General features: G+C 72.4%; 30 protein-coding genes and 1 pseudogene. 16 read left to right on the top strand and 15 right to left on the bottom strand.

What is annotated here, in order from left to right:
- Positions 1–113: 113 nt before the first annotated feature.
- Positions 114–440 carry a rhodanese-like domain-containing protein gene (locus C2142_RS29865; RefSeq protein ID WP_148645807.1) on the bottom strand — a complete coding sequence of 109 codons (327 nt, stop codon included), beginning with the start codon at positions 438–440 and terminating at the stop codon, positions 114–116.
- Positions 441–478: 38 nt separating this feature from the next.
- Between C2142_RS29865 and C2142_RS29860 the strand changes: the two genes are divergently transcribed.
- Positions 479–1,177 carry a TetR/AcrR family transcriptional regulator gene (locus tag C2142_RS29860; RefSeq protein ID WP_174315769.1) on the top strand — a complete coding sequence of 233 codons (699 nt, stop codon included), beginning with the start codon at positions 479–481 and terminating at the stop codon, positions 1,175–1,177.
- Positions 1,178–1,203: 26 nt separating this feature from the next.
- On the opposite strand, the gene C2142_RS29855 is transcribed toward C2142_RS29860, so the two are convergent.
- Positions 1,204–1,563: a nuclear transport factor 2 family protein gene (locus C2142_RS29855; RefSeq protein WP_162002574.1), complete on the bottom strand. Its 360-nt coding sequence runs from the start codon at positions 1,561–1,563 to the stop codon at positions 1,204–1,206.
- Positions 1,564–2,145: 582 nt separating this feature from the next.
- Between C2142_RS29855 and C2142_RS29850 the strand changes: the two genes are divergently transcribed.
- The 3 genes from C2142_RS29850 to C2142_RS29840 all read left to right on the top strand — a co-directional run bounded on the left by C2142_RS29850 (position 2,146) and on the right by C2142_RS29840 (position 5,713).
- Positions 2,146–3,249, top strand: coding sequence for an FUSC family protein (locus C2142_RS29850; protein WP_241002857.1), 1,104 nt, complete (start codon positions 2,146–2,148; stop codon positions 3,247–3,249).
- 344 nt (positions 3,250–3,593) lie between these two features.
- Positions 3,594–5,219: an ISL3 family transposase gene (locus tag C2142_RS29845; protein ID WP_148645806.1), complete on the top strand. Its 1,626-nt coding sequence runs from the start codon at positions 3,594–3,596 to the stop codon at positions 5,217–5,219.
- A 56-nt stretch (positions 5,220–5,275) separates the two neighbouring features.
- Positions 5,276–5,713 carry a DUF4259 domain-containing protein gene (locus C2142_RS29840; protein ID WP_148646013.1) on the top strand — a complete coding sequence of 146 codons (438 nt, stop codon included), beginning with the start codon at positions 5,276–5,278 and terminating at the stop codon, positions 5,711–5,713.
- Between the two features lie 138 nt (positions 5,714–5,851).
- Here the strand turns inward: C2142_RS29840 and C2142_RS29835 are convergent, their stop codons facing one another.
- Both C2142_RS29835 and C2142_RS29830 read right to left on the bottom strand, forming a co-directional pair.
- Complete coding sequence (locus tag C2142_RS29835) at positions 5,852–6,109, bottom strand: hypothetical protein (protein WP_148645805.1); 258 nt, start codon at positions 6,107–6,109, stop codon at positions 5,852–5,854.
- Entirely contained in the window at positions 6,073–6,279 is a 207-nt protein-coding gene (locus C2142_RS29830) for a hypothetical protein (protein ID WP_148645804.1), read from the bottom strand. Before C2142_RS29830 ends, C2142_RS29835 begins: the two co-directional genes overlap by 37 nt.
- A gap of 127 nt (positions 6,280–6,406) precedes the next feature.
- On the opposite strand from C2142_RS29830, the gene C2142_RS29825 reads away from it, so the two are divergent.
- Entirely contained in the window at positions 6,407–7,327 is a 921-nt protein-coding gene (locus C2142_RS29825) for a hypothetical protein (RefSeq protein WP_148645803.1), read from the top strand.
- Between the two features lie 246 nt (positions 7,328–7,573).
- Here C2142_RS29825 and C2142_RS29820 read toward each other — a convergent pair whose 3' ends face one another.
- Together C2142_RS29820 and C2142_RS29815 are read right to left on the bottom strand one after the other, a co-directional pair.
- Positions 7,574–7,720: a hypothetical protein gene (locus tag C2142_RS29820; protein ID WP_153882832.1), complete on the bottom strand. Its 147-nt coding sequence runs from the start codon at positions 7,718–7,720 to the stop codon at positions 7,574–7,576.
- 1 nt (position 7,721) lies between these two features.
- The gene (locus tag C2142_RS29815; protein WP_162002581.1) at positions 7,722–7,994 is read right to left on the bottom strand and encodes a metalloregulator ArsR/SmtB family transcription factor; all 273 of its coding nucleotides are present in this window, start codon (positions 7,992–7,994) and stop codon (positions 7,722–7,724) included.
- 264 nt (positions 7,995–8,258) lie between these two features.
- Between C2142_RS29815 and C2142_RS29810 the strand changes: the two genes are divergently transcribed.
- The gene (locus C2142_RS29810) at positions 8,259–8,678 is read left to right on the top strand and encodes a TOBE domain-containing protein (RefSeq protein WP_148645801.1); all 420 of its coding nucleotides are present in this window, start codon (positions 8,259–8,261) and stop codon (positions 8,676–8,678) included.
- Positions 8,679–8,748: 70 nt separating this feature from the next.
- Here C2142_RS29810 and C2142_RS29805 read toward each other — a convergent pair.
- Positions 8,749–8,994: pseudogene (locus C2142_RS29805) on the bottom strand (molybdopterin-dependent oxidoreductase); the annotation flags it as partial.
- 358 nt (positions 8,995–9,352) lie between these two features.
- Here C2142_RS29805 and C2142_RS29800 point away from each other — a divergent pair.
- The 3 genes from C2142_RS29800 (at position 9,353) to C2142_RS29790 (ending at position 12,836) form a co-directional block, all read left to right on the top strand.
- A complete protein-coding gene (locus C2142_RS29800) occupies positions 9,353–10,852 on the top strand; it encodes a PucR family transcriptional regulator (protein WP_162002573.1) in 1,500 nt (499 codons plus the stop codon).
- 164 nt (positions 10,853–11,016) lie between these two features.
- Positions 11,017–11,391: a YciI family protein gene (locus C2142_RS29795; protein WP_148645798.1), complete on the top strand. Its 375-nt coding sequence runs from the start codon at positions 11,017–11,019 to the stop codon at positions 11,389–11,391.
- Positions 11,392–11,459: 68 nt separating this feature from the next.
- Entirely contained in the window at positions 11,460–12,836 is a 1,377-nt protein-coding gene (locus tag C2142_RS29790) for a sigma-70 family RNA polymerase sigma factor (protein WP_148645797.1), read from the top strand.
- Here the strand turns inward: C2142_RS29790 and C2142_RS29785 are convergent.
- Complete coding sequence (locus C2142_RS29785) at positions 12,802–13,236, bottom strand: MarR family transcriptional regulator (RefSeq protein ID WP_241003296.1); 435 nt, start codon at positions 13,234–13,236, stop codon at positions 12,802–12,804. The two genes, C2142_RS29790 and C2142_RS29785, sit on opposite strands and share 35 nt — an antisense overlap.
- Positions 13,237–13,460: 224 nt before the next feature.
- Here C2142_RS29785 and C2142_RS29780 point away from each other — a divergent pair, with 224 nt between their 5' ends.
- The gene (locus C2142_RS29780; RefSeq protein ID WP_148645796.1) at positions 13,461–14,243 is read left to right on the top strand and encodes a class III extradiol ring-cleavage dioxygenase; all 783 of its coding nucleotides are present in this window, start codon (positions 13,461–13,463) and stop codon (positions 14,241–14,243) included.
- Between the two features lie 156 nt (positions 14,244–14,399).
- On the opposite strand, the gene C2142_RS29775 is transcribed toward C2142_RS29780, so the two are convergent.
- Positions 14,400–15,047 carry an NAD(P)H-binding protein gene (locus C2142_RS29775; RefSeq protein ID WP_148645795.1) on the bottom strand — a complete coding sequence of 216 codons (648 nt, stop codon included), beginning with the start codon at positions 15,045–15,047 and terminating at the stop codon, positions 14,400–14,402.
- A gap of 490 nt (positions 15,048–15,537) precedes the next feature.
- On the opposite strand from C2142_RS29775, the gene C2142_RS29770 reads away from it, so the two are divergent.
- Entirely contained in the window at positions 15,538–15,930 is a 393-nt protein-coding gene (locus C2142_RS29770) for a peptidoglycan-binding domain-containing protein (RefSeq protein ID WP_162002572.1), read from the top strand.
- Positions 15,931–16,022: 92 nt separating this feature from the next.
- Positions 16,023–16,604 carry a maleylpyruvate isomerase N-terminal domain-containing protein gene (locus tag C2142_RS29765; protein ID WP_148645793.1) on the top strand — a complete coding sequence of 194 codons (582 nt, stop codon included), beginning with the start codon at positions 16,023–16,025 and terminating at the stop codon, positions 16,602–16,604.
- A gap of 7 nt (positions 16,605–16,611) precedes the next feature.
- Here C2142_RS29765 and C2142_RS29760 read toward each other — a convergent pair whose 3' ends face one another.
- The 3 genes from C2142_RS29760 to C2142_RS29750 are packed head-to-tail and all read right to left on the bottom strand — an operon-like array spanning position 16,612 to position 18,063.
- Positions 16,612–16,992, bottom strand: a complete 381-nt coding sequence (locus C2142_RS29760; protein ID WP_148645792.1) for a VOC family protein — start codon at positions 16,990–16,992, stop codon at positions 16,612–16,614.
- A 40-nt stretch (positions 16,993–17,032) separates the two neighbouring features.
- Positions 17,033–17,605 carry a GNAT family N-acetyltransferase gene (locus tag C2142_RS29755; protein WP_241002856.1) on the bottom strand — a complete coding sequence of 191 codons (573 nt, stop codon included), beginning with the start codon at positions 17,603–17,605 and terminating at the stop codon, positions 17,033–17,035.
- The gene (locus tag C2142_RS29750) at positions 17,602–18,063 is read right to left on the bottom strand and encodes a group II truncated hemoglobin (RefSeq protein WP_148645791.1); all 462 of its coding nucleotides are present in this window, start codon (positions 18,061–18,063) and stop codon (positions 17,602–17,604) included. The genes C2142_RS29755 and C2142_RS29750 overlap by 4 nt, the downstream gene beginning before the upstream one ends.
- Before the next feature lie 166 nt (positions 18,064–18,229).
- Between C2142_RS29750 and C2142_RS29745 the strand changes: the two genes are divergently transcribed.
- From C2142_RS29745 to C2142_RS29735, 3 genes are all read left to right on the top strand, one after another.
- On the top strand, positions 18,230–19,018 hold the full coding sequence (locus C2142_RS29745) for an SDR family oxidoreductase (protein ID WP_148645790.1): 789 nt from the start codon (positions 18,230–18,232) through the stop codon (positions 19,016–19,018).
- Between the two features lie 87 nt (positions 19,019–19,105).
- Complete coding sequence (locus tag C2142_RS29740; protein WP_148645789.1) at positions 19,106–19,540, top strand: MerR family transcriptional regulator; 435 nt, start codon at positions 19,106–19,108, stop codon at positions 19,538–19,540.
- 60 nt (positions 19,541–19,600) lie between these two features.
- Entirely contained in the window at positions 19,601–21,133 is a 1,533-nt protein-coding gene (locus C2142_RS29735; protein ID WP_148645788.1) for an AMP-binding protein, read from the top strand.
- Here the strand turns inward: C2142_RS29735 and C2142_RS29730 are convergent.
- Both C2142_RS29730 and C2142_RS29725 read right to left on the bottom strand, forming a co-directional pair.
- The gene (locus C2142_RS29730) at positions 21,130–21,426 is read right to left on the bottom strand and encodes a hypothetical protein (protein WP_241002855.1); all 297 of its coding nucleotides are present in this window, start codon (positions 21,424–21,426) and stop codon (positions 21,130–21,132) included. The two genes, C2142_RS29735 and C2142_RS29730, sit on opposite strands and share 4 nt — an antisense overlap.
- A gap of 684 nt (positions 21,427–22,110) precedes the next feature.
- Entirely contained in the window at positions 22,111–23,103 is a 993-nt protein-coding gene (locus tag C2142_RS29725) for an aspartyl/asparaginyl beta-hydroxylase domain-containing protein (protein ID WP_148645787.1), read from the bottom strand.
- Between the two features lie 593 nt (positions 23,104–23,696).
- On the opposite strand from C2142_RS29725, the gene C2142_RS29720 reads away from it, so the two are divergent.
- The gene (locus tag C2142_RS29720) at positions 23,697–23,900 is read left to right on the top strand and encodes a hypothetical protein (RefSeq protein WP_153882831.1); all 204 of its coding nucleotides are present in this window, start codon (positions 23,697–23,699) and stop codon (positions 23,898–23,900) included.
- A 1,033-nt stretch (positions 23,901–24,933) separates the two neighbouring features.
- Here C2142_RS29720 and C2142_RS29715 read toward each other — a convergent pair.
- A complete protein-coding gene (locus C2142_RS29715) occupies positions 24,934–25,719 on the bottom strand; it encodes a LuxR C-terminal-related transcriptional regulator (RefSeq protein ID WP_148645785.1) in 786 nt (261 codons plus the stop codon).
- Positions 25,720–25,734: the final 15 nt, after the last annotated feature.

Raw genomic sequence — 25,734 nt, 5'->3', positions numbered from 1 at the left:
TGTGCCACCCAACGGTTGCACATCCGAATCCCCATGCGCAACCAGAGAGTTGCGCATGGGGTCGAGCAAGGCGGGCCCTCGAAAGCCCCCGGATACCGGGAGCCGGCCCTGATTCAGACGGACTCGGTGGGAAGGCCCGCCCCGGTCCAGCCCTCGATGCCCTCGCGGTACTTGCGGACATCGGTGTAGCCGAGGGCGGTGAGGCGGTCGGCGACCTGGCCGCTGTTGGGGCAGGCCGGATTGGAGCAGTAGGTGACGATCGCGGCGTCGCGGTCGGGGAGCAGGATGGGCGCCAGTTCGTCCACGTCGGCCCGGACGAGCGCGACGGCGCCGGGTAGGTGCTGCTTGGCGTAGTACTCGCCGCCGAGGGCGTCGACCACGGTCACGGAGCCCGCCTCGATCGCCGTGGCCAGTTCGCCCCGGGTGATGAGAGCAGTCATTGCCGCTACCTCCTAGAGATTCGGACTATAGTCCGGTTATGGCTCACGACAATAACGGACCGCAGTCCGCTTCTGCAATCCCCGGGACCGGCGGGGAGCCCGTACCACTGGAGCTGCTGCGCACCCCGCCGCCCGCCGAACGGGCCGACGCCGCCCGGAACCGGGCCGCCGTCCTGGAGGCCGCCGCCCGGCTGTTCGCGGAACACGGGGTCGAGGCGGTCTCGATGGACCAGGTGGCGGCGGCGGCCGGGGTCGGCAAGGGCACGCTGTTCCGGCGCTTCGGCGACAAGGCCGGGCTCGGGGTGGCCCTACTGGACGCGCGCGAACGGGCACTCCAGGAGGCGGTCCTGCGCGGGCCCGCACCGCTGGGGCCGGGCGAAGCTGGCGGCGAACCGGGCGAAGCAGGCGGGCCGGGCACGGCGCCCGGCGCGGCACCCGGCGAGCGGCTGGCGGCGTTCGTGGACGCGTACCTGGACTACCTGCTGGAACACCTCGACCTGGTGCGGATGTCCGAGACGGCCTCACGCGGGGCCCGCTACCGCATCGGGGCGTACCGGTTCTGGCACCGGCACGCGGCGATCCTGCTCACCCGGGCCGGCGCCGCGGACCCGGAGCACGACGCACACGCCCTGCTCGCGGCCCTGGCGGCCGAGCATGTGGCCGCACTGCTACCGGAGTTGGGGGAAGAGCGGATCCGGGCGGGGGCACTCGGCCTGGCCGCCCGGATCGCACAGTAGGCGACAGCGGCAGGTGAGGCGCGGCGTCAGGCGGTGTACGCCCCGAAGCCCCGGCAGACCAGGCCGTCCCGGAAGGTCAGCGCCTCCGAGACGGCGGTCCCACGCTCGTTGCGGTAGTTGATGACGACCGTGTCCACCGACACCCGGACGTCCTCCAACGTGAAGTGCAGGTCCGGCAGCTGCGCCAACGCCTTGGCCCAGTAGGCGCGCAGGGCCTCCTTGCCGCGCACCTCCCCCGAGGGCTCGCCGATGAACGTGACGATCCTGGGCGAGGCGAAGACGACGTCGTCGGTGTAGTGGGCGAGGACGGCCTCCAGGTCGCGGGCGTTCCAGACCGCGACCCACTCCTCGGCGAAACGCTGCGCGAAGGCGTGATCGATACTCATGCGCCCCATCCTCCCCACCCGGCGGCCGGAAATGCGCGGGCCCGGCGCACCCGGGCCATGGAGACGTTCACTGAGGACCGGATCGGTAGGGAGGCGCGGCCGGGGGTCCCGGGTCGGCCGGGTGTGCTGGAGCGCTTGGGCCGGATCGAGCACGCGCCGCATCCGGACAGTCGACTGTCACTGCGGGATGCTGTGAACCGGATCGAGGAGGCTCTAGCGCCGCACCTGATTTCTCCGGGGCTGATGGGAGCCACTTCTCCGGCGTGATCGGGAGCCGGTCGGATTCCGGCGAAATTGGGAGCCACCCGGCGCCGCGGTGTGCGGCATGCCGCGTTCGGCGTAATCAGGGGTCATGGGCCGTTTGGCCGTCACGCTGTGCCTGTTGAACACGGTCCAGGTTAAGGAGACCGGTGGCCACCAGTGTGGAGCTAACTGAGACGGACGTCATGGACGGCAGCAGTCGAGGCCCTGGCCACCAGCGTGCCGTTCTTTCTGCTTCCCGCCTCTCACCCAGCGCGGCATTCCCAGGCGGACGAGGGCGGGGCATCCATAGCCAGTAAGAGCGGACGAGGAGAAGAGCGCGTGCACCAGGACACCTCCACGAACTGGCTGTCGAGGATCTTCCACCTGGATCCCGCGGGGGCCAACTGGCCGCGAGGGGTGATGTTCCTTGACGTCGCCCTGGTTCCGCTGATGGTCTTCTGGGCGATCGGCCATGAGCAGTACCTGCTCAGCGCCGTGTTCGGCCTGCTGTTCGCGGGGCTGGCCGATCCGGGAGGCAGCTACCGGCACCGAGCGTCGCACATCGCCCTCTTCGCGCTGACCGGCGCAGGGGTCACCGCCCTGGGGTTCGGCATCGGCGGGGACGCCTGGGGCTGGCTCGTGCTCGCCGCGTTCGCCGTCACGCTCGGAGCCGGACTGGCGGCCGCGTTCGGGGTGCGCAGGTTCGTCACCGCCCTCCTGCTCAACCTCTGGTTCATCATCGCGCTCGGGCTCGCGTTCAGCCTCCACCACGCCGCCCGGATCACCAGCTACACCTGGGCCCAGGTCCTCGCCTGGGCCGCGGGCGCGGCACTGTGGATCGCGGTGACGTTCGTCGCCTGGCTGATCCGCGGCCGCCCGGACCGGCCCCAGCCGGTCGCCGAACTCCCCGGCGACACCGCACACCGGAAGCTGACCCCACCGTTAATCATGTTCGCGCTCATCCGTGCCCTGACCGTGGCCGGCACCGTCGCGCTCGCCTTCGGCCTGAACCTCCCGCACGGCTACTGGATGCCGATCGCCGCCATCGCCGCGATGAAGCCCAGCCTGGAGCAGACCACGCTGGTGGGCGCGCAACGACTTTCCGGCGCGCTCATCGGCGCCGTCGCGGCCGCCCTGCTGCTGCTGATCCCCACCAGCACCCACGGCCTCAGGCTGTTCGCGGTCACCCGCGGACTCGAAGTGGTCGCACTCGTCCTACTGATGCACGGGGCAGCGATCCGCTTCTGCAACTACGCGCTGTACTGCGCCGCCATCGCCGCCGGCGCGCTCATCCTGATGGACCTCCCCCAGCCCTCCAACTACGCGGCCGAGGGCTACCGCGTGCTGTGGACCTTGTGCGGTGTCGCGGCCGGACTGCTCGTCATGCTGCTCGGGGCCCTGCTGGCCAAACGCTCTGCCAAAACACCGTCACACGCCTCCTGACGCCCGGCTCCAACCTGCCTCGCCCCCATCCCGCAGAGCCTGAATCGAGACGCTGCCGCAACCCCTGACCCCCTGCCCCCTGTGCCCTCACCCGATCCAGTGACTCGTGCCTTCCCCAGTGGCTCCCGTTCTCGGCGGAGATCACCAACTGTTGTCGAGTACATCCCCGCCACGAACGGCCCAACGCTGGCTCTCGATGCCAGCGGAGTCGTGGCTCTCAAATGAGGTTCTGGCTCAAGTTGTGTGACCGGTGACGGTGCGTAATAGATCACGCGTCCTCGCCGGGTTCATAGATCGACTGAAAGTCGTCGGCTCGGGCTCTGTGTGGCTGACAGTCAGCGGCCGTGACGCACTCGTGGTCCCTGCTCAGGGAGTTGCTGTTCCCGTCGGTGTCGGAGGTGGCGGTTGTCCGGGTGGAGCCGGCCGGTTCCGTGGTGCGGGTGGAGGCGCGGTCGACCGCCAACGACGCCGAGTGCCCCGGCTGCGGCGCCTGGTCGAGTCGAGTGCATGGCTCCTACCTGCGATTCCCGGCCGATCTGCCGAGTTCGGGACGACGGGTCGTGCTCGCGCTGCGGGTGCGTCGGTTCGCCTGCCCGGATCGGTCGTGCCCACGGCGGACGTTCGTCGAGCAGATCGAAGGCCTGACGCGCCGGCACGGACAGAGCACCGAGCGGCTGCGATCGTCGGTCGCGGCGGTGGGGCTGGCACTCGCGGGCCGGGCCGGAGAACGGATGGTCCAGCTGCTGGGTCTGCGCGGGAGCCGCAGCACGCTGCTGCGGCGGGTGATGGAGCTGCCGGACCAGCCCGTCGGCGCCCCGACCGCGATCGGGGTGGACGACTTCGCCCTACGCAAAGGCCACGTCTACGGCACCGTGATCATCGACGCCATCACCCACCGGGTCCTGGACCTGCTCCCGGAGCGGGACGCGGCCACGCTCGGCCCGTGGCTCGCCGACCAGCCGCAGGTCGAGGTGATCTGCCGCGACCGCGCCAGCGCCTACGCGGAGGCCGCCGACATGGCGGCACCCCAGGCCTGGCAGGTCGCCGATCGCTACCACCTGTGGCGCAACCTCACCCAGGCCGTCGAACGCACCGTGCTCGACCACCGCTCCTGCCTGCACAGCCTCCCCGTGATCGAGTCGGAGCCCGAGCCGCAGTGGGAGACCCCGGTCCTCGCCGACAGTGGCGCCGACGAAGACGAGAAGCCGGCCCCCTCCGGGCGGATGGCGGATCGGCGAAGTGCCCACCATGCGCTGGTGCACGAGTTGCTGGAGCACGGGATGAGCATGCGCGAGGTCGCCCGCCACCTCGGCTGGAGTCGCAACACCGTCCGGCGGTACGCGCACGCCGCGCGCTGGCAGGACATGATGAAGGACCGGCGCCCTCAGACGAGCAAGCTCGACCCGTTCAAGCCTTTCCTGGCCCGGCGGTGGGAGGAGACGGGCGGGAAGATCACCGGGCGCGTGCTGTTCGAGGAGATCACCGCGCGTGGCTACCGGGGCGGCCTCACGCTCCTCGCCCAGTGGAAGCGTCAGGCCCTCACCGCCCCGGACAGCGTGCCGCCGCCACCCCCACCGCCCTCCGTTCGGCAGGTCACCGGCTGGCTGACCCGCCACCCCGCCGGACTCACCCTCGACGAGGAGGTCCAGCGCAAGGCAATCCTCGCGCACTGCCCCGAACTGGACACCGCAGCCGGCTTGGTGACCTCCTTCGCCGAGATGCTCACCCGCCTGGAAGGCGAACGCCTCACCGAGTGGATCACCGACGCCATGACCTCCAGTCTGCCCGGGATCAGCACCTTCGCCGTCGGCCTGAACAGCGACTACGACGCCGTCCACGCCGGCCTGACCACCCACTGGAACTCCGGCCCGGTCGAAGGCACCGTCAACCGGATCAAGATGCTCAAGCGGCAGATGTACGGCCGCGCTGGCTTTGACCTTCTGCGGAAAAGGGTCCTGCTGGCGTCATGACCTCGCTGTCGGCGGCCAGTGCGAAGATCCCCGGACAGCGACGTGAGGAGATCACTATGGGCACTTGGGACATCGGCCCCTTCGAGAACGACACAGCTGCGGACTTCGCCGACGCTCTGGACGAGACGGCCATGGAGGAGCGAGAAAACCTCATCCGAAGCGCGCTTACCCGCACCGTCCGCACCCAGGACTACCTCGACAGCTCAGAAGGGGTGGAAGCCGTCGCTGCCGCCGCCCTCATCGCAGCACAGTTCCCGGGTGGCGAGCCGATCAGCACAAGCTACGGTCCCGACGAAACTCTGCCGGCCTTCGCCGCTGACCTCCGGGCACTTGCAGTCGACGCCCTCGACCGAGTCCTCGCCGAGGAATCCGAGCTCGCCGAACTCTGGGACGAGACCGTCGACGGCCCGCGATGGCGACAGAGCGTCGACCGGCTTCGAGCAGTCCTCGACCCCCAGCCCAAGCTCCACGAGGACCCGCTATTCGAGATCTAACTTGCTGACTCACCGTCACCAGTCACACAACTTGGGCCAGAACCTCAAATGAGCCGACGAAATCACCGCACCGATTCTGCCGAGCCACCCCGCCCCCGCTCGGCCTCGTGCCGGGCGGGGGCGGTTCGTCGTGCTTCGTCAGCGGAAGGGCAGTACCGCGGTACTGCCGCCGGCAAGAACGCGCGCGTACTCGTTCCGACCGTCGAGCGGCAGGTAGTTGACCACCGGGTCACCGGCGCGCACGAGGGCGGTAGCGCATCCGAGGCACCACGGTGCAGGAGGCTGCACGTCGAGATCCTCGATCACCGCTTCGGTGGCCTGGCACTGCGCGCACTTCGCCATCGGGTCCTCCCCGGGTGTCAGGCCCAGGTGGAGCCGCAGGAGGTGCAGCCCCATCGGCCGTCCATCGTCTGGTAGGTGCTGCCGGATCCGCAGACCGGGCAGGTGCGGGCGGGCGGCCGGCCGGGCCACCCCGGCAGCGTACTGGGCGCCGGGGTGGCGATGGGCTGGATCTCGGTGACGGACTGGGCCTCGGTGCTGGGCTTGTCGAGCAGGATGGCGCTCATGGCGTCTCTCCTCGGTGCGGAGTGGCAGAGGTGCGCCGGCCGGGCATCACCAGGGAACCGGGTGGCGCCCCTGGTGCGGATGCGGCCGCGCGACTCCCGCACGCCGTGTGCGTGCTCCGCACACCCCGTGCACGCCCTGCCCCGCCGTGCCTTGCGGTCAGTAGCGTGGCCAGCCCGTGCAGTCGAAAGGCAGCACCGTGCATCAGCGTCAGCTTGGGACGGCCATCAGACGCCCACCTCGCTGCGGCAGCTCGGACAAGCGCTGACGGCGGCGCGCGCGCAGTTCACGGCGGCCCGCTACCAGGATCTCGGCGAGGCTCTGCCCGGCCTGTTGGGCACGGCCCAGGCGACCCGCGATGCCCTGTCCGGCCGCGCCCGGGAGGAGGCCCATGCGTGCGTGGCCCGCGCCTGGGTGCTGGCGACGGAACTCGCGCTGAAGGCCCACGCGGACGTGGCGTGGCCGGCGGCGGACCGGGCCTTGGCCGCGGCTCAGGCCGGCGGCGATCCGGTGGTCCAGGGGGAGGCGGCGCGGGTCCTGGCGATCACGATGCGGCGTGCCGGACGTCCGGCCGCAGCGGTCGGCCTCCTACGCCGCACTGCCGGCTCACTCACTCAGGACCGGGACGACGTGTCGCGGGCGGTGGCGGCGACGTTGCTGATGACGGCCGCCTACACGGCCGCGTGCGGTCGGCGCCGAAGTGACGCCCTCGACCTGATGACGGGCGCCGAGGACACGGTCAGTCGCCTGGCCGGCGCCGGGATCAGGCCTCGCACACCGCTGTTCACCGTCGATGCCACCAGTGCGCAGGTGGATCTGTACTGGATCGGTGTGCATACGGCGCTGGGTACTCCCGATGAGGGTGTGCCGTACGCGGCGCGGATCGTGGCGGGGCTGCTGCCGACCGTGGAGCGTCGGGCGCGGTTCGGTACGGACTGCGCGCCCGCATGTGGCACAACCTCGGCGACCACCGCCGCACGTTCGAGGCCCTGCGGTTCACTGAGCAGGTGGCGCCGGAGGAAGCGCGCCGGCCCGCGCTGCGGGCGCTGACGGCGGACCTGCTGTACGCACCGGTGACGGTGGCCGGTGTGCGGGAGCTCGCCGCCCGCACAGGCGTCTCGTAGACGCCGCGGCCGGGCCTGCCGGCCCGCCGGGGTCAGGCAGCCTGCCTGCCGAGCGCGGCCCTGACTGCGTCGAGGCCCGCCTGCCGGCTCTGCGTCGCGGCATCGAGCCTGCGCTTGAGTCCCCGCCCCGCCGCCGCTCCCCGCCGGTCGTCCGGCGGGAGCGGCGGGGCGGTCAGGCGTGGACCGGGGCCGTGCACAACGGGGTTGTGGCGGGCTCGGGCTGGAGGGTGGTGTGGGCGACGGCGATGGTCAGCAGTATCCGGCGGCGGTACGCGCCGCTGACCGTGGCCGGGGGCCCGGCGGTGTGGCTGACGCCCATGTCAGTGCTCCTCTCCGAGGGGCAGGACCGCGGCGAGCAGGTCCCGCAGGGCGTGGGCGAGGCGGTCGTCGGCCAGGTGGTAGCGGGTGCGGCGGCCTTCGGGGACGGTCCGCACCAGGCCGCAGTCGCGCAGGCAGGCGAGGTGGTTGGAGACGTTGGCCCTGGTCAGGCCCAGCTCCTCGGCGAGGTCGGCCGGGTAGTGCGGGGCGGCGAGCAGGGCGAGCAGGATGCGGCGCCGGCTGGTGTCGGCCAGGGCCCTGCCGACGCGCTCCATGGCCGCCTCCTGCGCTTCGGCGGGGAGGTGCGGGCCGCGGGTGCTCTCGGCGGTCGGTTCCATGCCTCAACAGTACAGCCAGCACTGAATTCAGCAAGGACTGAACTGCCAGAACGGGCAGATGCAAGCCTGGCCACCACCCGGCCCTGGCAGCTGCGAGAGGCCACCTCAACGCGTGTGACCAGGCGTTTTCCGGCCACTAGGGTTGATCACGGCACGATCGGGAACCCCGTGAACCACGATCGAAAGTACGAGGCACCACCCATGAGCCTGAGCATTCGCAACCAGCTCCCCGGCACCGTCACCGCCGTCACGACCGGCGAGGTCATGGCCACCGTGAAGGTCCGGCTCACCTCCGGGCAGGAGCTCACCGCGGCGGTCACCATGGACGCCGTGAAGGACCTCGGCCTCGGCGCCGGCAGTACGGTGCAGGCACTGGTGAAGTCCACCGAGGTCTCGCTGGCCACCGGCCCGGTCGCCGGACTGAGCATCCGCAACCAGATCCCGGGCACGGTCGCCGAGGTGGCCACCGGCGCCGCGATGGCCGGGGTGAAGGTCGACGTGGCGGACGGCGCGCTGACCGCCGCGATCACCGCCGACGCGGCGGCCGAGCTGGGCCTGGCGGCCGGCTCGCCGGTGGTCGCGCTGATCAAGTCGACGGAGGTCTCGCTCTCGGCCGCGTGATCCGCGGCGGCACCGCCGCCGGCACGCCACCGACAGCACAGGGCTGCCGGCAGCCCGCCGCCGGCAGCCCTCAGGGAGCAGGCTCCTCCAGCGGACCGAGCCAGACGGCCGTGACCACACTGACGTAGCGGGCGCCGCAGCGGGCGCCGGGGACGACCAGCTGCGGGCCCGCGGCGTCCAGCGGCGCGCCGTCCATGCTGGTGGCGAGCAGGATGCGCCGGTCCGCGAACTCGGGGTCGATCTCGGCCCAGGAGACGACGGCGCGGTGGCCGTCGGCGCCGCTGACGGAGAGCAGGAACCGCAGCCGCTGCTTGCGGCCGCTGAAGTCGGGACGCAGGCCCGGGACGCAGGCCCGGGGCGCAGGGGCGGGGTGCAGGGGCGGGGTGCAGGGGCGACGCAGGCCCGGGATGCGAGGGCCGGGACACACCCCGAAGGGTGCGTGGAACGGGATGCGGGGCGCACCGGAGGAGACCCTGCGGTGCGCCCCACACCGATTCAAGCAAGGCGGCAACGGTGCGGACGACTGGTTCCGGACACCATCCGCGGGGGCTCGAACTGGATGATCCACCAAGGGGGATTACAGGTCATCGGCTTGCATTTACGATGCTCATGCGCCGGTCGGCCTAGCAAGTGCGATGGCCATGGTCCGGCGCGGAGCACAAGGAGCGAGAGAGATGATCGTCGGAGACCTGCTCGACCTGGACGACCTGCACATCCGGCTGGCCTGGGGCACGCCGGAACTGCTCGCCCGCCCGGCCACCGGCATCAGCTCCACCGACCTCCAGGACCCGGCCCGCTACCTCCGGCCCGGCGAACTCGTCCTCACCGGCCTGGTCTGGTGGCAGCCGGCCGACGGCTCGGGCGCGCTCCGCTTCGCCACCGCCCTGCGCAGCGCCGGCGTCGCCGCCCTGCTCGCCGGGGAGGGCACCCACGGCAGCATCCCCGACAGCCTGGTCGACGCCTGCCGCACCCACGGCATCCCGCTGCTCGCCGTGCCCGCCGGCGTCAGCTTCCGGTCCGTCACCGACCGCGTCTACCTGCGTCTCTGGGGCGACCTCCGGGCCGGCGCCCAGGACACCGCCGCGATACCCGACACCGTCCGGCGCGAGCTCGCCGAGCTGATGCACGCGGGCGCCGCCCCCGCCGAGGTGCTCGCGCACGCGGTGGGGCGGCTCGGGATACCGGACTGCTCGCTCGCCACGGCCGGCGGGCGGCTCGTCGCCGGGCCGGCGGCGCCGGGCGGGCGGGGCGACCTCGGACTGCCGGTCGGCCCGCAGGACGGCTCGCCGTTCACCGGGTGGCGGCTGCGGCCGCACGCCCGCGACGCCGCGGCCGAGCCGGTGCTCCAGGGGCTGGCCGAACTGCTCGCCCCGCTCGCCGTCCGCGCCCACGCCGAGGCGGGCGGCCGGCGCCGGACGGCCGGGCACCTGCTGGACGCACTGGCCGGTACGGCCGGGGCAGCCGGGGACGGGGGCACCGGCCTCGCCGAACCGCTGGCCGCCTGCGGGCTGCCGGCGGGCACGCCGGGGAGCGCACCACTGGTCGCGGTGGCCGCCCGGATCGACGACGCCCCGCCCGCGTGGGCCGCGGACGCACTCGCCGAGGCGCTGCACCCGCTGGACGCCCCGTACGCCGCCGGGACGGACGGCGCCGGACGGACCGCCGCCCTGGTCGCCGCGCCCGCCGCACAGGTCGCCGACCGGCTGCGCCGCGCCCGGCCCGCCCTCCAGGCGCGCCTCAGCGGGCGGCGGACCCTGCGCCTCGGCGTCGGCCCGGCCGCCCCGGCCGCGGCGGGCCCGCTGCGGGCGGCCATGGTCCAGGCCCGGTACCTGCTGGACGGACCGTCGGGGGCGATCGGCACCGCCGCCGAGCTGGACTCGCTGGCCGGGCTGCTGCGCGGCATCCCGCCCGAGGTCACCGCCGCCTTCCACACCCGCCTGCTGGCCCCGCTCACCGCCCACGACCGCGACAACGGCGTCTCGCTGCTCGGCACCCTCGCGGCTTTCCTCGACCACGACGGCTCGTGGGCCCGCACCGCCGAGACCCTGCACATCCACGTCAACACCGTGCACTACCGGATCCGCCGCATCGAGGACCTCACCGGCCGCAACCTGGCCCGTCTCCAGGACCGCCTCGACCTCCGCGCGGCCCTCCTCTGCGCCCCGGCGGCCTGAGCCGGGCAGCCCGGCCCGGCAGCCCGGGCGGGGAGGGACGGCTCCGGTGGCCGCGGCGGAAATCCCCCGGAAGAATTTCCGGGCGGCTGTCGATCCGGCCGTTCCCCGTTCGACGCAGGGGTGAGAGGCGGGGAACGGCCCCGTCTCCTGACCGAGGAGTCACCATGCCGCGCTTCATGAGCCTCATCCGCATCAACGAGCAGGACGCCCCGAACATGCAGCTCGACGCGGACTTCGAGAAGCGGATGGGGGCGCTGTTCGAGGAGATCACCAAGGCCGGGGTGATGCTCGACACCGCCGGGCTGCTGCCGACCGCCGACGGCACCCGGATCACCTGGCAGAGCGGGAAGCTCAGCTTCACCGACGGGCCGTTCACCGAGACCAAGGAGGTCATCGGCGGCTACGCCATCATGCAATGCAAGGACAAGGCCGAGGCCCTGGAGTGGACCAAGCGCTTCCTGGAGATCCACCCGGTGAGCTGGACGGTCGGCGCCGAGCTGCGCCAGATCGACGGGGACGCCACCCCGCCGGAGGCCTGAGCCCCGCCGCGTACGCCCCGACTCTCCGCGGCCGTGTTTGCCCTGGTCCCCGGCTGCTGCTCTGATGGGTGGCCGTGAGCGGGAGCAACGCGGCCGTGGCGGTCGAGACGGTGTTCAGGATCGAGTCCGCGCGGATCATCGCCGGTGTCACCCGCATCGTGCGGGACGTGGGCATCGCCGAGGAGCTGGCGCAGGACGCGCTGGTCGCCGCGCTGGAGCAGTGGCCGGAGCAGGGCGTCCCGGAGCGGCCGGGCGCCTGGCTGATGACCACCGCCAAGCACCGCGCGATCGACCTGGTCCGCCGCAGGGAGACGTACGCGCGCAAGCTCGCCGAGGTCGGGCGGTCGCTGGAGGACGTGCCGCCTCCGGAGCCGGCCGAGCCGGACGACATCGACGACGACCTGCTGCGGCTGATCTTCACCGCCTGCCACCCGGTGCTGTCGGCGGAGGCACGGATCGCGCTGACGCTGCGGCTGCTGGGCGGGCTGACCACCCAGGAGATCGCCCGCGCGTTCCTCGTGCCCGAGCCGACGGTGGCGCAGCGGATCGTCCGGGCCAAGCGGACGCTGGCCACGGCCCGGGTACCGTTCGAGGTGCCGTACGGGGAGGACCGGGCGGCCCGGCTCTCCTCGGTGCTGGAGGTCGTCTATCTGATCTTCAACGAGGGGTACTCGGCCACCACCGGCGACGACCTGCTCCGGCCCGCCCTCTGCGAGGACGCGCTGCGGCTGGCCCGGGTACTGGCCGGACTCGCCCCGGACGAGCCCGAGGTGCACGGCCTGGCCGCGCTCCTGGAGTTCCAGGCGTCCCGGACGGCGGCCCGCACCGGCCCCGACGGGCAGCCGGTACTGCTGGCCGGCCAGAACCGGACCCGCTGGGACCGGCTGCTGATCCGGCGCGGGTTCGCGGCGCTGCAGAAGGCCGGCACCGGCCCGTACTCGGTGCAGGCCGCGATCGCCGCCTGCCACGCGCGGGCGGTGCGTTACGAGGACACCGACTGGGCGACGATCGCCGCGCTGTACGGGCGGCTGATGGCCCTGACGCCGTCACCGGTGGTGGAGCTGAACCGTGCGGTGGCCGTCTCGATGGCCGACGGCCCGGCGGCCGCGCTGGAGCTGGTGGACGCGCTGGCGGCGGAACCGGCCCTGCGCGAGTACCACCTGCTGCCGAGCGTCCGCGGCGACCTGCTGGCACGGCTCGGGCGGGCGGCGGAGGCGCGGGCGGAGTTCGAGCGGGCGGCGGCACTGACCCGCAACGCACGGGAGCGCGAGCTGCTGCTGGACCGGGCGGCAGACACGGACGCGACCGCGGACGGGCCGACCGCGGCCGCGGGCACCGACGCCGACACGCGCACGGGCGCGGGCGCCGACACGCGCGCGGACACGAACGCCGGCGCCCGTGGGAAGCCCGCTACGCCCTGTCCTCCAGCCGCAGACGGGCACTGACCTCGCCGAGGCCCTCGGCGAGGACGGCGAGCTGCTCGCGGGTGAGCACGTCGATCAGCAGCTCGCGCACCAGGGCGACGTGCCCGGGGGCGGCCTGGCGCAGCATCTCCCGTCCCTCGCCGGTGAGTTCGGCGAACACGCCGCGCACGTCGCTCGGGCAGGAGCGGCGGCCGACCAGGCCCATCCGCTCCAACTGGGTCACCTGGTAGGTGAGGCCGCTCTTGGAAGTGATCAGCTTCTCCGCCAGTTCGGTCATCCGCAGCGAGCCGGCCGGGGCGGCGGAGAGGTGCACCAGGATCTCGTACTGGGTGTGGGAGAGGCCGGAGTCCTCCTTGAGCTGGCGCTCCAGCCGGCGGTTGAGCAGGTTGCTCGCGGCCACGAAGCCCCGCCAGGCGGCCATCTCCTCCTGGTCGAGCCAGCGCGGGTCGTTCGCCGAACGGGGTTCGCCCACGGAACGGGGACCGCTCGCGGGAGGCGTGCCGTCCGCGGAACGGGGGCCGTTCGCGGAGGGCGTGGAAGGCATGGAGGGCATGGGGGAAGCGTACTCCTGTTGTTCAAATTCGAACCAAGGTGTACCTTCGAGGTGTCGAGGTTTAAATTTGAACTAGTAGCCGAGGAGCCGCCATGAGCACCGCCGCCCCCGAGCGCATGCCCGCCCTCTACCTCTCACACGGCGCGCCGCCGCTCGCCGACGACCCGGTCTGGCCCGGCCAACTGGCCGCCTGGTCGGCCGGCCTGCCGCGCCCGAAGGCGGTCCTGATGGTCTCCGCGCACTGGGAGGAGGCACCGCTCGCCCTCGGTGCCGTCACCACCGTGCCGCTGGTCTACGACTTCTGGGGCTTCCCCGAGCACTACTACCGGGTCCAGTACGCCGCACCCGGCGCACCGGAGCTCGCCGAACGCGTGCGCAAGCTGCTGCGCGCCCCCGGCACGCCCGTCCAGGACATCCCCGACCGCGGCCTCGACCACGGCGCATACGTCCCCCTGGTGGAGATGTTCCCGGAGGCGGACGTCCCCGTCCTCCAGGTCTCCATGCCCACCCTCGACCCGCAGCGGCTGCTGGAGATCGGCCGCCGGCTCGCCCCGCTGCGCGACGAGGGAGTGCTGATCGTCGGCAGCGGGTTCTTCACCCACAACCTGCGGGCGCTCAGCTCCGACGGCCGGATCAGCTCGGTGATGGCCGAGTTCGACGACTGGGGCCGGCGCGCCCTGGAGGCCGAGGACCTCGACGCGCTGCTCGACTTCGAGCGGAAGGCCCCCGCCGGGCGGCTCGCCCACCCGCGCACCGAGCACTTCGCCCCGCTGTTCGTCACGCTCGGCGCCGGCGAGGCCGACCTCGGCAGTCAGCGCAGCGTGATCGACGGGTTCTGGATGGGGCTCGCGAAGCGCTCGATCCAGCTCGGCTGACGCCCAGGCCGGCCGCCGGCGCCCGCACGGACGCCCCCCGGACGGGCGGACCCTCCCCCGGCGCGCCCCGTCCGGCGCCCGCACGGACGACCCCGGACGGGCGGACCCTCCCCCGGCACGCCCGTCCGGCTCCGACGAGCCCGGACGGGCGTGCCGTCACACGGCGCCGCAGGTGAACCGCTCGCCGATGTGCTCCGGCTGCTCGATCTCGTCGACCAGGGCCACGGCGTAGTCCGGCACCGAGATCCAGCTCCGGCCGGACGCGTCGGTGAGCGCCTGGTCCAGCCCGGTGCGGTAGCGGCCGGTGCGCTCGCCCGGTACGAGCTCGGCGGCCGGGCTGAGCGCGGTCCAGTGGACGTCCTCGACGGTGCGCAGGTAGTCCAGGGCCGCGCCGTGGGCGTGCATCACCCGGAGCAGCCGCTCGGGCACGCCGGGCGCGTCCCAGACCCGGACGCCCGGCGCCGTCTCCAGGCTGCCCGCGCCGCTGACCACGAGCAGCCGGGGCGCCCCGCCGCCGAGCGTCCGCAGGCCCTCGACCAGTGACCGGGCGGCCGGCTCGATCAGCCCCCGGCGGCCCGGGCCGTCGCCGCCGCCGACGGCGCTCACCAGCACGTCCTGCCCGGCCGCGACACGGGCCACGTCCGCGGGGACGAGCACGTCACCCGGCGCGACCGCGACCTCCCCGGCCCGGTAGCGCGCCGGGTCGCGGACGACGGCCGTGACGTGGTGGCCGCGCGCGACGGCCTCCGCGACGACGGCGGCGCCGACGGTGCCGTTGGCACCGATCACGGCGATTCTGGCCATGGGGGACCTGCCTCTCGGGCCGGGGGGCGTGCGTCCACCAGTAGCACCCGCCGCCCGGGCCCGCCGTGCGGACACGCGGCACGGACACGCGGACGGCGGCCGCGCGAACGGCGTGCGGCGAGCCGCTGTAACAAACGGGCGGGGGTGGCGCATCCCTTTCAAGCCAAGACTCGTCGCCCGGCCCCTCCGGCGGTTGCGGCGGAGCCGCACGTTCCGCCCGGCCGGCGACACGGGCGGGCGTTCGGTAAAGACGAGGGATGGCCGCAGGCCGTGGGCACCGGGGGCGCGCCGAAAGCCGACCGAACGGCCGGACGGGGAGCTTCGAACAGCCGGCGGACGCGGACGCAAAAGCCATGCTCCGCACACCAGTTCGATTCAAGCCAACCGTTCCCGACCCCTTCCCGGACCACGCCGATCGGCGCAGGATTCCGTGCGGCAGGAGAGGCACGGGGCTCCTCCTGCGATCCGTGTGACTGAGGAGTGCTCAACCATGAAGCAGAAGTGGGCCCTCAGGGCCGTCACCCTCACCCTCGGTGCGGGCGCCGTCCTCGGCCTGAGCGTCGGTTCCGCCAATGCCGCGTCCACCCTCCGGGTGGGCAGCAGTGGTTCGGCGGTCACCTGCCTCCAGCAGGGGCTCAACTACGTCGACGCGGCCGGTCTGGACACCGACGGCCAGTTCGGCCAGCTCACCAAGGGCGCCGTCGTCGACTACCAGTCCGGCCACAGCCTCGACCCGGACGGCGTCGTCGGCCCGGCCACCGGCGGCTCGATCAAGACCAGCGTCCGCCAGGCCTACGACAACGCGCACCACGTCGGCGACTGGGCCACCCAGAACGCCCTCGGCGCCTGGATGAACAACTGCAACTGGCAGCTCCCGGGCTGATCACCGACCAGGTGACACCGGGGGGCGGCTTCGCGTCGTGCGCACGACGCGAAGCCGCCCCCCGGGCGTTCGCGGATGGAAGGCTCGACGCCATGAACGGAGACGACGTCCGGGCCGCGCTCGGCGAACTGCTGCACGCCCTCGGCCCGCTCACCGACGCCCCCCACGACTGGGCGGCGCCCGCCGGACCGCTGGACTGGAGCTGCCGGGAGACCGCCGCCCACATCGCGCACGACCTGCTCGGCTACGCCGGCCAGCTCGCCGCCCGCCCCACCGGCCGGTACCTGCCGTTCGACCTCACCGTGCACCCGGAGGCCGGGCCCGCCGGGGTGCTGACGGTGGTGACGGCCGCCGGGCAGCTGCTGGCCACCGCGCTGGACGCCGCACCGCCCGGGCTCCGGGCCTGGCACCACGGGCCGTGCGACCCGCCCGGCTTCGCCGCGATGGGCGTGGCCGAGACGCTGCTGCACACCCACGACATCACCCTGGGCCTCGGCCTGCCCTGGGAGCCGCCCGCCGAACTCTGCGCGGGGGTGCTCGGACGGCTCTTCCCCGAGGCGCCGGACGACGGGGACCCGGCCGGAGTACTGCTCTGGTGCACCGGGCGCGGAGAGCTGAACGGCCGCCCGCGCAGGGCCTCGTGGACCTGGCGGGCGGCCGTCGGCGACCGGTGACGACGGGTCAGGAGGTGGCGGCCCGCTCGGCGGCGCTGCGCTCGACGCAGAACTCGTTGCCCTCGATGTCGAGCATGGTCACCCAGCCCTTGCCGTCCGGGGTGCGCCGGTCGTCGTGGACGGTGGCGCCCAGCGCCAGCAGGCGCTCCACCTCCTCGTCGCGGGTGCGATCCTGCGGCTGGAGGTCGAGGTGGACGCGGTTCTTCACCGTCTTGCCCTCGGGCACCTGGACGAACAGCAGCGAGGCGCCCGGCGACTCCACCAGCGCCTCCGGGTCCCCCGGGTTGTCGTCCTCACCGACCTTGCTGTCCAGCGCCTGCGCCCAGAACCCGGCGAGGCGGAAGGCATCGGCGCAGTCGATCGTCACATGTCGCACAAGAGAAGCCATGAGGGCCACTCTGACCTGCCCCCTCACCTCCGTCCAGCGGTTAACCCGGCCGGTCGGCGGCGTCGCCCCGGTGGCGGGTGTGGAGGTGGCCGTCCAGCGGGAACTCCGGCGGCATGGCCGGCAGGACCGCATCGAAGCGGTACCCGGTCTTCTCGGCCACCCGGCAGGAGGCCAGGTTGTCCGTCTGGTGCAGCAGGTCGAGGCGGAGCAGCCCCTCCCCCGCGAAGGCCGCGAACGCCCAGCCGGTGACCGCCTCCAGCGCGCGGGGCGCCACGCCCCGGCCCCGTGCGGCGGCCGCCGTCCAGTACCCGACCTCGGCGGACGGCCCGCCGGGATCGGCGCGCTTGAGCACCACGTTGGCGACCAGCTCGGCGGGGCCGTCCTGCGCGCCCCGCGGTTCGAGGACGGCGAAGCTGTACCGGTCGCCGTCCGCCCAGCCGCGGTACTGCACGTCGAGCCAGCGGGCCGCCTCCTCCGCGTCGGTCACCGGGAACCGGGTGAAGCGGCGCAGCGTCTCGTCGCGGTGAACCTCGATCAGCGCGGACGCGTCCTCGTCCCGGAACGGCCTCAGCAGCAGGCCCCCGGCGGCCGGGAGCTCGGCGGTGGCCGTCACTTCTCCAGTCCGTCCCAGCCCCAGCGCGGCGTCGGCCCCGGGTCCCCGAGGTCCGTGCCGGCCGGCGACGCCGAGACGTCCTTGGCGATCCTCGTACCCCAGTCGAAGTACTCCAGCACCCGGCGGCGCAGCAGCTCGTCGTCGGGCAGCTCCTTCTGTACGGCGGCGCCCATCAGCTCCATCCAACGGCCGCGCTGCTCCTCGGTGATGGCGAGGCCCAGGTGCGAGCGGAGCAGCGACTGGTGGCCGCCCAGCTCGCCGGTGAAGCGGGCCGGGCCGCCGAAGATCTCGCCCAGCCAGACGGCGACGTGCTCGATGTGGGTGGTGGTGAAGTTCGCGAAGACGGGCGCCAGGACCGGGTCGGCGAGGACGCCCTCGTAGAAGGTGTTGCTCAGCCGCCGGAGCGTGTCGATGCCCCCGATGGCGTCATACAGGTTCTCGGACCGTTCGTCACTCATGCGTGTTCTCCCCGTGCGTGGGTGCGTTGGCACCTACCTAACAGCCTCCGGCGCCCGCCGCCTCCCCCCGGTGGCCCCTGTTCGCGCCCGGCACAGCAAACGGAGGGGCCGGTTCCCCGTGGGCGCTTGACCTTCACACTGGCGGCAGGGTCGGAGCCTTGCGGACATGAACGAGAACGCGCAGCAGAAGAACGCACAGCAGAAGGCGGTGACCCGGGTCGTGCTGGTCACCGGCGCGGGGACGGGGATCGGGCGGGCCACCGCGCAGGCCTTCGCCGCGCAGGGGCCGGAGGTCGCGGTGGTGGCGGTCGGGCGGCGGGCCGAGCCGCTGGCGGAGACGGCCGGCGGCCACCCCGGGCGGATCCGCCCGCTGGTCGCGGACATCACGGATCCGGGCGCGCCGGAGCGGATCGTGGCCGAGGTGCTGGACCGGTACGGCCGCCTGGACGTGCTGGTCAACAACGCGGGGATCGTCCGCAGCGGCGCCGTCGGCGACCTCACCCGGGACGGGGTCGAGGCACAGCTCGCCACCAACCTGACCGCCGCCGTCCTGCTCGGCCAGGCGGCCCTGCCGCCGCTGGGGGCGGGCCGCGGCGTGATCGTCAACGTCACGACGTCCGTCGGACAGCGCGGCTGGCCGGGCAACTCGGTGTACGCGGCGAGCAAGGCAGCGCTGGAGTCGGTCACCCGCAGCTGGGCGGTGGAGCTGGCGCCGCGCGGCGTCCGGGTGGTGGCGGTCGCGCCGGGGGCGGTCGAGACGCCGATCGGCGAGCACTCCGGGCTCAGCGCCGAGCAGCGGGAGGCCGTCCGGCGGTGGCAGATCGCCCACACCCCGCTCGGGCGGATCGGCCGGCCCGCCGAGGTGGCCTGGGCGATCACGCAACTCGCCTCCCCACAGGCCTCGTTCGTCACCGGAGTAGTGTTGCCGGTGGACGGCGGTGCCGTCGTCGGATGAGACCGGTGGGACCGGCCCGGTCGGTGGGACCGGTCCGGCCGGTGGGGCTGTTGAGGCCGGCGGGACCGGCGAGGGGGGCGGGGAGCGGTGCTGATCGGAGAGCTGGCCCGGGCGACGGACAGCACGGCCCGGGCGTTGCGCCACTACGAGCAGGCCGGGCTGATCGACTCCTCCCGCGCCGCCAACGGCTACCGGCAGTACGACGAGGCGGCGGCCGTCCGGGTGCGCAACATCCGCGGCCTGCTGGCCGCCGGATTCACCCTGGAGGACGTCCGGCTCTTTCTGCCCTGCCTGGACGGGGACGTGCTCGCCGGGCCGCCGTCGGCGGCGGCGGTGCGGCTCGCCCGGGAACGCCTGGCCGTGCTGGAGCGCAGGATCGCCGCGCAGACCGCGGCCCGGGACCGGCTGGTCGCCGCCCTGTCCGCGGCGGAGGAGGCGGGAGCCGCGGAGCGGGGCACGGCGAGGGCTCCGGAGCGGGAGACGGCGGGGGCGGCGGCCGGCGCCGGCGGCGCGTACGGGTGACACCCCCGACACCCCCGATCGGGGGTGTGCAGGGAGCGGCGGGCGGAGGACAGTGGGCGCATGCAGATTCCACTCTCCGTGATGGACTTCCTCGACCGGGCCGAGCTGGTCTACGGCGACCGGGTCGGCATCGTCGACGAGCCGGTGCAGCCGGCCGAATCCTGGGGCGAGCTCAGCTACCGGCGGGTCGCCGGGCTGGCGCGGGCCCAGGCGGCCGGGCTGGACCGGCTCGGCGTCGGGCCGGGCGAACGGGTCGCGATCGTGTCACACAACTCGGCCCGGCTGATGACCTCGCTGTACGGCGTGAGCGGGCACGGCCGGGTGCTGGTGCCGGTGAACTTCCGGCTGAAGGCCGAGGAGGTCTCGTACATCGTCGAGCAGAGCGGCGCATCCGTGCTGCTGGTCGACCCCGAGGTCGCCGAACCACTGGCCGGGGTGGTCGCCAAGCACAAGTTCGTGATCGGCCCGGAAAGCGACGCCCTGCTGTACGACTTCGACCACGCGCCGCGTCGGTACGAGATCGGCGAGAACGACACCGCGACGATCAACTACACCAGCGGAACCACCGCGCGCCCCAAGGGCGTTCAGCTCACCCACCGGAACATCTGGCTGAACGCCGTACTGATGGGCCTGCACTTCGGGGCCGGTGACCGGGACGTCTACCTGCACACCCTGCCGATGTTCCACGCCAACGGCTGGGGCCTGCCGTTCGCGCTCACCGGGCTGGGCGCGCAGCACATCGTGCTGCGGAAGGTGGACGGCGCCGAGATCCTGCGCCGGGTCGAGCGGCACGGGGTGACCTTCCTGTGCGGCGCCCCGGCGGTGATCCAGATGGTGCTGGACGCCGCCGCCGACTGGGACGGGCCCGTCCCCGGCCGGGACAAGGTGCGGATCATCGTGGCCGGCGCCCCGCCGCCGACCTCGGTGGTGCAGCGGATCGAGGCCGAACTCGGCTGGGAGTTCATGCAGATCTACGGCCTGACCGAGACCTCGCCGGTGGTGACGGTCAACCGCACCCGCCACGAGTGGGACGGACTGCCCGCCGCCGAACGGGCGGAGAAGCTGGTGCAGGCGGGCGCGCCGGCGATCGGCAACCAGGTCCGGGTGGACGACCAGGGCGAGGTGCTGGTCCGCTCCAACGTGGTGCTGGACGGCTACTGGCAGCAGCCGCAGGAGACTTCGGACGCGATCCGGGACGGCTGGTTCCACACCGGCGACGGCGGCACCCTCACCGACGGCTACCTGACCATCTCGGACCGGAAGAAGGACGTCATCATCAGCGGCGGGGAGAACGTCTCCTCGATCGAGGTGGAGGACTGCCTGTACGACCACCCCGCGGTGGGCGAGGTCGCGGTGATCGGCGTGCCGGACGAGAAGTGGGGCGAGACGGTCAAGGCGCTGGTGGTGCTCAAGCCCGGCGCCGACGCCGGCGAGGCGGAGCTCATCGCGCACTGCAAGCAGCGGCTGGCCGGCTACAAGTCGCCCACCTCGGTGGAGTTCCGGGACGCGCTGCCGCGGACCACCACCGGCAAGCTGCAGAAGTTCCGGCTCCGCGAGCCGTACTGGGCGAACCGGGACCGGAAGGTCAACTAGCCCCGGACTTCGCACATGGGGAGTTGGGTTTCCAGCCGGCGGGGTCTGGTTTCGTCGGTGCCGAGGAGTTCGAGCAGATGTGCTCGGACTCCTCGGTTGATGAGGACGATGGGTGGGCTGGTGGTGGTACCGGGCCGGATCATGAGGCTGGCGAGGTGGTAGAAGATCATGCGGCCGGTGGGGCGGACGGCCCGGCTGTCGGGGTAGAGGCCGCACATGGTCTGCTCGGGGCCCAGGGCCTGGCGGACCTGGCGTTCGATCAGGCAGAACACCAGCAGGGCCAGGCAGATCACTCAGGGCGGCGATCTTCTCGGCGGTGCTGTAGCAGCGTCCGCCGGCTCCGCGCTGGAGCTTGTCCAGGTCCTCGGCCGCGCGGGCCAGGCGTTTGGCTCGGGCGGTTTGCCGGCCGCGGGCGTTGCCGGTGGAGTGGACCAGGATCCTGCGCAGGGTGTGCACCGGGTCGCTCTTGCGTCGCCCGGGCAGGGTGTGGGTGTCTTCAAGGACAACGGCACGTGGAAGCGCGGCGACGAGGCCGACAAACACCTGACGAGCCTTGTCCCAGCGAAGCTCAAGGCCGACGCGGCAGCAGCCGCACCCGAGGTCCCGGACTGGGGACGAGAGGAGGAACTGGAGGCCGCACTACAACGCCGGAGTGCGCTCGAAAAGCACTGTCGGAGCGGCGACATCGACGACGAGCATTCCTTCCGCGATCTACCCGCACTGGAGAAGGCGATCAAGGAACTTCGCGCGGACCAGGCCAAGAACATCGCCGCGAAGGCCGCCGCCGAGGAGGCGACGGCCGACATCGACCAGTCCGACCTGCGGAAACAACTCCCGGATCCCGGCAAGGACCAGCTTCGCGATGCTTCAGCCTGCTGCGACGCAAGGACGCCGTGTAGCGAACACCATGAGGTCCGGCCACCGTTGCGTGGCCGGACCTCATGGTGTTCGCCTGGCGCGCTCCGCTCCGACGCGTGCTACCGGGTAGGAAGCGTCACGCCCTGCAGCAAGGGCTGCTGCCGGGCGGTCTCGACCACCTTGCTGCCGCGCCGGCACCGGAAGGTGGCCCAGGCCCGGCCGTCACGGGAGTCGAGCGTCATGGTCCGCTCCTTCGACCAGCAGAGCGGGCGGAACTCGCTGTTGCCGAGGTGGGCGAACGCCATGCCGCGGCCTGCGGCCCACAGCACGATCCGGCCGTCCTGCACCTCCAGCTTGCCCTCGACCTCGGGCTGGTCCTCGGCGTGCCACTGCGCTTCGGAGGGGTCGTCGGGGAATTGGTTGATGAAGGACGCCGGCATCCGGAGCGTGCCGCTCAGGCCCGAAAGCTCCTCGGGCAGTGGCTGCTCCTGCTGGTAGAAGATGACGTCCTCGTCCTTGATGCCGACCCGATCCGCCTCCGGGAACAGCTCGAAGAGCTCCTTGGAGATGTAGCAGTCGATGAGGAGGTGGATGCGCCGCTCATCGCCCTCGTTGATCAGGCGGTGCGGCCTGACGATGTTCGCATACCAGAACTCGCCCGGCTTCCAACGGTTCGGCTTTCCGTTCACGAAGAAGACCGCACGGTCGTTCGTCTGGATCGGGATGTGCAGCCGCACCCATCCGATTTCCAGGCCGTACGGCCGGTCGATGTGCTCCTGCACCACGGCACCGGCCTCGTGCGCGCTGAGACGAACACCGCGCAGCGGGACCCGAAGACTGTCGAGGATCTCCCGGATGTACGGCGTCGATTTCATGTAGGGAGTGTCTGCGAATTCCTCCCGGCCACCATTGGTCTGGCCGACCCGATCCGGATCCCCGCCGGGAATGCGCAGCGGCAGCATGCCCCATCCGCCGGCATCGCCTTCGTCGGAGTAGGCCTTCGTGGGATTCGCGTGGCCGATGAAATGCGCTTTAACCGATTCCAGGTCCGCTTGGAGCCTCTCGGCGTCGAAGCTCGGGAGCAGCCTGACCACATCGGGTAGAGAAGACATTTAGTCTCCATTCCTAGTCGACTGACTGTCAACTAACTGCTGTGGCCGCGAGCCTATCAGCCGTCAACTCGCCTGTCACTACTGATCATTCTTCGTGATTACCTGCGAGGTGACCCGGCCGGCGCCTTGCAAATGCGGCAATTCGTCACGAGGCGCACACCTCGAACCTCCGGCAGGGCAGGCCGGCGGGCGGCCCGGACCGTCGCCGCCGGGTTCCGGGCCGTGGGCCCTCGTCCGGATCCGGCCGGCCGGTGGACCGCCACGTTGCCAATGACGGGGCGGACTCGCACCACGAGATGAGCCGGCAGGGGATCTTCGAAACCGCCACATGCCCTGCTTCCGTCGGCCGAATGGCGGTGCGTGCGACCGCTGAACAGGTCAACTTTCGCACCAGAACACCAGCTCGCAGACGGGCTCGGAGCGGAGAGGAGCATACAAGCGGACCGGCAGCCAGGCAGTGTGCGGACAAGCTCTGCCATGAGCACTCACCCATCCCCTGACTGACCGTCAAGCGCCAACGGTGCTCGCCCTCGGCGACAAGAACCAAGGACACTACGCGGCGCCTCGGAGCCGGGCAAGGAGGGGAGGGGCGCATGACCGAGTTCAAGTCCGAGCAGCCGGCCGACGAGCCGGGGCAGGAGAAGGAGCCGACTTCGGCGCCAGCGAGTGAGCTGGAGGCGGAGCCGGAACCGATGCCGGAGGACCAGGACATGGGAAAGCGCCGCAGTGACTTCGCGCGCCGCCGCCACCGCTCTGCGGTGGACCTGGCGGGTGTTCGAAGTGTGGCGGGCGCTTGAGGAGCTCGGGCTCCTGAAGTAGCCGCCGCGCACGATGGCCCAGCCGCGCCGACGGCCAGGCCATCGCGAGTGCGACTGCGATTGCAGCACCCTCAATTGGAGGTGTGCTGGCCCGGTGCGAAATCCTCGGCATTGAGGCGGCAACGCCGGAATCACATGAGGAACACGGCGGCACCCGTGACGAACAGCGGCTCCGTGAGGTAGGCGGTCAGGTAAAACACCCGTGTGCCACTTTGCGACGTGGCACTGAGGACTAGCCCGGACTTCGCACATGGGGAGTTGGGTTTCCAGCTGGCGAGGTCTGGTTTCGTCGGTGCCGAGGAGTTCGAGCAGGTGTGCTCGGGCTCCTCGGTTGATGAGGACGATGGGTGGGCTGGTGGTGGTACCGGGCCGGATCATGAGGCTGGCGAGATGGTAGAAGATCATGCGGCCGGTGGGGCGGACGGCCCGGTTGTCGGGGTAGAGGCCGCGCATGGTCTGCTCAGGGCCCAGGGCCTGGCGGACCTGGCGTTCGATCAGGCAGAACACCAGCAGGGCCAGGCAGATCACAGTGATCAGGGCGGCGATCTTCTCGGCGGTGCTGTAGCAGCGTCCGCCGGCTCCGCGCTGGAGCTTGTCCAGGTCCTCGGCCGCGCGGGCCAGGCGTTTGGCTCGGGCGGCTTGCCGGCCGCGGGCGTTGCCGGTGGAGTGGACCAGGATCCTGCGCAGGGTGTGCACCGGGTCGCTCTTGCGTCGCCCGGGCAGGGTGTGGGTGTCTTCAAGGACTCGGTAGACCTCGCGCCTGTCGGCGGGCTTGCCGTCGTCCCGCTCCGGGACGTAGTCCACCGCCTGCGTGTCTTCGAGGTTCAAGCCGGCGCAGAAACTCGGCAGAGGCAGGCAGAGCGCCCAGACGCCTCTCCACCACGGGCGTCAACTCCACCGCCATCCGAGGACGATGGACCCGCGAGCGACGTGAACGAGATATCGACACGCCAGGCTCAACGACCGGCACCCCACCTGGATACCGGTCGCATCACCACATCATCCGAACTCGTTATGTGCGAAGTCCGGGACTAGCGGCTTCCAGGAGGCCGGACTCGCGCGCCGCCAGCGCGAGTTCGGTCCGGTTGCGGACGCCGAGCTTGTGCATGGCCGCCTTCAGGTAGCCGGTCACGGTGTTGCAGGTGAGGCCCAGCTGGGCGGCGATCTCCGGATTGGTCCGGCCGGTCGCCGCCCAGCGGAGCACCTCGTGCTCGCGCGGGGTGAGCCGGGTGGCGGGGAGCGCCCTGCGGGTCGGGGACCCGGCCCAGGCGGCGGCTCCCGCCAGCGCCCGGGTGGCCGTCGCGGCGAGCCTGCTCACGGCGGCGATCCGGACGTCCCCGAACGGGACGACCGCGCGCAGCGACGCGTACACCACGCCGTGCACCGTGCCGCCGTGCAGCAGCGGGACGGTGAGCATCGCGTACAGGTCCTCGGCGGTGACGGCGGCGTCGTAGTGGTGCGAGATGGTCGTCGAGGCCCGGTAGTCGGGCACCCAGCTGGGGGCGCGTTCGGCCAGCGCCAGACCGCCGAGGCCGGTCCCGGCGGGGACGGCGAGGTCGTGCAGCAGGTCGGCCCGGGTGCCGTCCCAGTGGCGCAGCACCATGCCGTCGGGGCCGCCGGTCCGCCGGTCCCGGGCGGAGCCGGACGGCTCGGGCACGCCGACCAGCCCCACGTCGACGCCGCAGTCGGCGACCACCCGGCGGGCGAGATCGCCGAGCACGGCGTCCCGGACCAGCGCGGCGGCCCGCGCTGCGAGGTCGTCGGCCTCCCTGGTGGGGGTGTCCGCTGCCCTTGTCACCGCGCGATTCTCACA

Source organism: Streptomyces sp. CB01881, assembly GCF_002953255.1.
Taxonomy (GTDB): domain Bacteria; phylum Actinomycetota; class Actinomycetes; order Streptomycetales; family Streptomycetaceae; genus Kitasatospora.
Note: the sequence above shows the minus strand (reverse complement) of the source record. Positions and strands in the feature narration are given on the sequence as shown.

What these genes read in the sequence shown, in the direction of transcription:
- C2142_RS29865 (WP_148645807.1), bottom strand. Translation starts at nt 440, where the DNA reads ATGACTGCTCTCATCACCCGGGGCGAACTGGCCACGGCGATCGAGGCG.
- C2142_RS29860 (WP_174315769.1), top strand. Translation starts at nt 479, where the DNA reads ATGGCTCACGACAATAACGGACCGCAGTCCGCTTCTGCAATCCCCGGG.
- C2142_RS29855 (WP_162002574.1), bottom strand. Translation starts at nt 1,563, where the DNA reads ATGAGTATCGATCACGCCTTCGCGCAGCGTTTCGCCGAGGAGTGGGTC.
- C2142_RS29840 (WP_148646013.1), top strand. Translation starts at nt 5,276, where the DNA reads ATGGGCACTTGGGACATCGGCCCCTTCGAGAACGACACAGCTGCGGAC.
- C2142_RS29835 (WP_148645805.1), bottom strand. Translation starts at nt 6,109, where the DNA reads ATGGGGCTGCACCTCCTGCGGCTCCACCTGGGCCTGACACCCGGGGAG.
- C2142_RS29830 (WP_148645804.1), bottom strand. Translation starts at nt 6,279, where the DNA reads ATGAGCGCCATCCTGCTCGACAAGCCCAGCACCGAGGCCCAGTCCGTC.
- C2142_RS29820 (WP_153882832.1), bottom strand. Translation starts at nt 7,720, where the DNA reads ATGGGCGTCAGCCACACCGCCGGGCCCCCGGCCACGGTCAGCGGCGCG.
- C2142_RS29815 (WP_162002581.1), bottom strand. Translation starts at nt 7,994, where the DNA reads ATGGAGCGCGTCGGCAGGGCCCTGGCCGACACCAGCCGGCGCCGCATC.
- C2142_RS29810 (WP_148645801.1), top strand. Translation starts at nt 8,259, where the DNA reads ATGAGCCTGAGCATTCGCAACCAGCTCCCCGGCACCGTCACCGCCGTC.
- C2142_RS29800 (WP_162002573.1), top strand. Translation starts at nt 9,353, where the DNA reads ATGATCGTCGGAGACCTGCTCGACCTGGACGACCTGCACATCCGGCTG.
- C2142_RS29795 (WP_148645798.1), top strand. Translation starts at nt 11,017, where the DNA reads ATGCCGCGCTTCATGAGCCTCATCCGCATCAACGAGCAGGACGCCCCG.
- C2142_RS29785 (WP_241003296.1), bottom strand. Translation starts at nt 13,236, where the DNA reads ATGGCCGCCTGGCGGGGCTTCGTGGCCGCGAGCAACCTGCTCAACCGC.
- C2142_RS29780 (WP_148645796.1), top strand. Translation starts at nt 13,461, where the DNA reads ATGAGCACCGCCGCCCCCGAGCGCATGCCCGCCCTCTACCTCTCACAC.
- C2142_RS29775 (WP_148645795.1), bottom strand. Translation starts at nt 15,047, where the DNA reads ATGGCCAGAATCGCCGTGATCGGTGCCAACGGCACCGTCGGCGCCGCC.
- C2142_RS29770 (WP_162002572.1), top strand. Translation starts at nt 15,538, where the DNA reads ATGAAGCAGAAGTGGGCCCTCAGGGCCGTCACCCTCACCCTCGGTGCG.
- C2142_RS29765 (WP_148645793.1), top strand. Translation starts at nt 16,023, where the DNA reads ATGAACGGAGACGACGTCCGGGCCGCGCTCGGCGAACTGCTGCACGCC.
- C2142_RS29760 (WP_148645792.1), bottom strand. Translation starts at nt 16,992, where the DNA reads ATGGCTTCTCTTGTGCGACATGTGACGATCGACTGCGCCGATGCCTTC.
- C2142_RS29750 (WP_148645791.1), bottom strand. Translation starts at nt 18,063, where the DNA reads ATGAGTGACGAACGGTCCGAGAACCTGTATGACGCCATCGGGGGCATC.
- C2142_RS29745 (WP_148645790.1), top strand. Translation starts at nt 18,230, where the DNA reads ATGAACGAGAACGCGCAGCAGAAGAACGCACAGCAGAAGGCGGTGACC.
- C2142_RS29735 (WP_148645788.1), top strand. Translation starts at nt 19,601, where the DNA reads ATGCAGATTCCACTCTCCGTGATGGACTTCCTCGACCGGGCCGAGCTG.
- C2142_RS29725 (WP_148645787.1), bottom strand. Translation starts at nt 23,103, where the DNA reads ATGTCTTCTCTACCCGATGTGGTCAGGCTGCTCCCGAGCTTCGACGCC.
- C2142_RS29720 (WP_153882831.1), top strand. Translation starts at nt 23,697, where the DNA reads ATGACCGAGTTCAAGTCCGAGCAGCCGGCCGACGAGCCGGGGCAGGAG.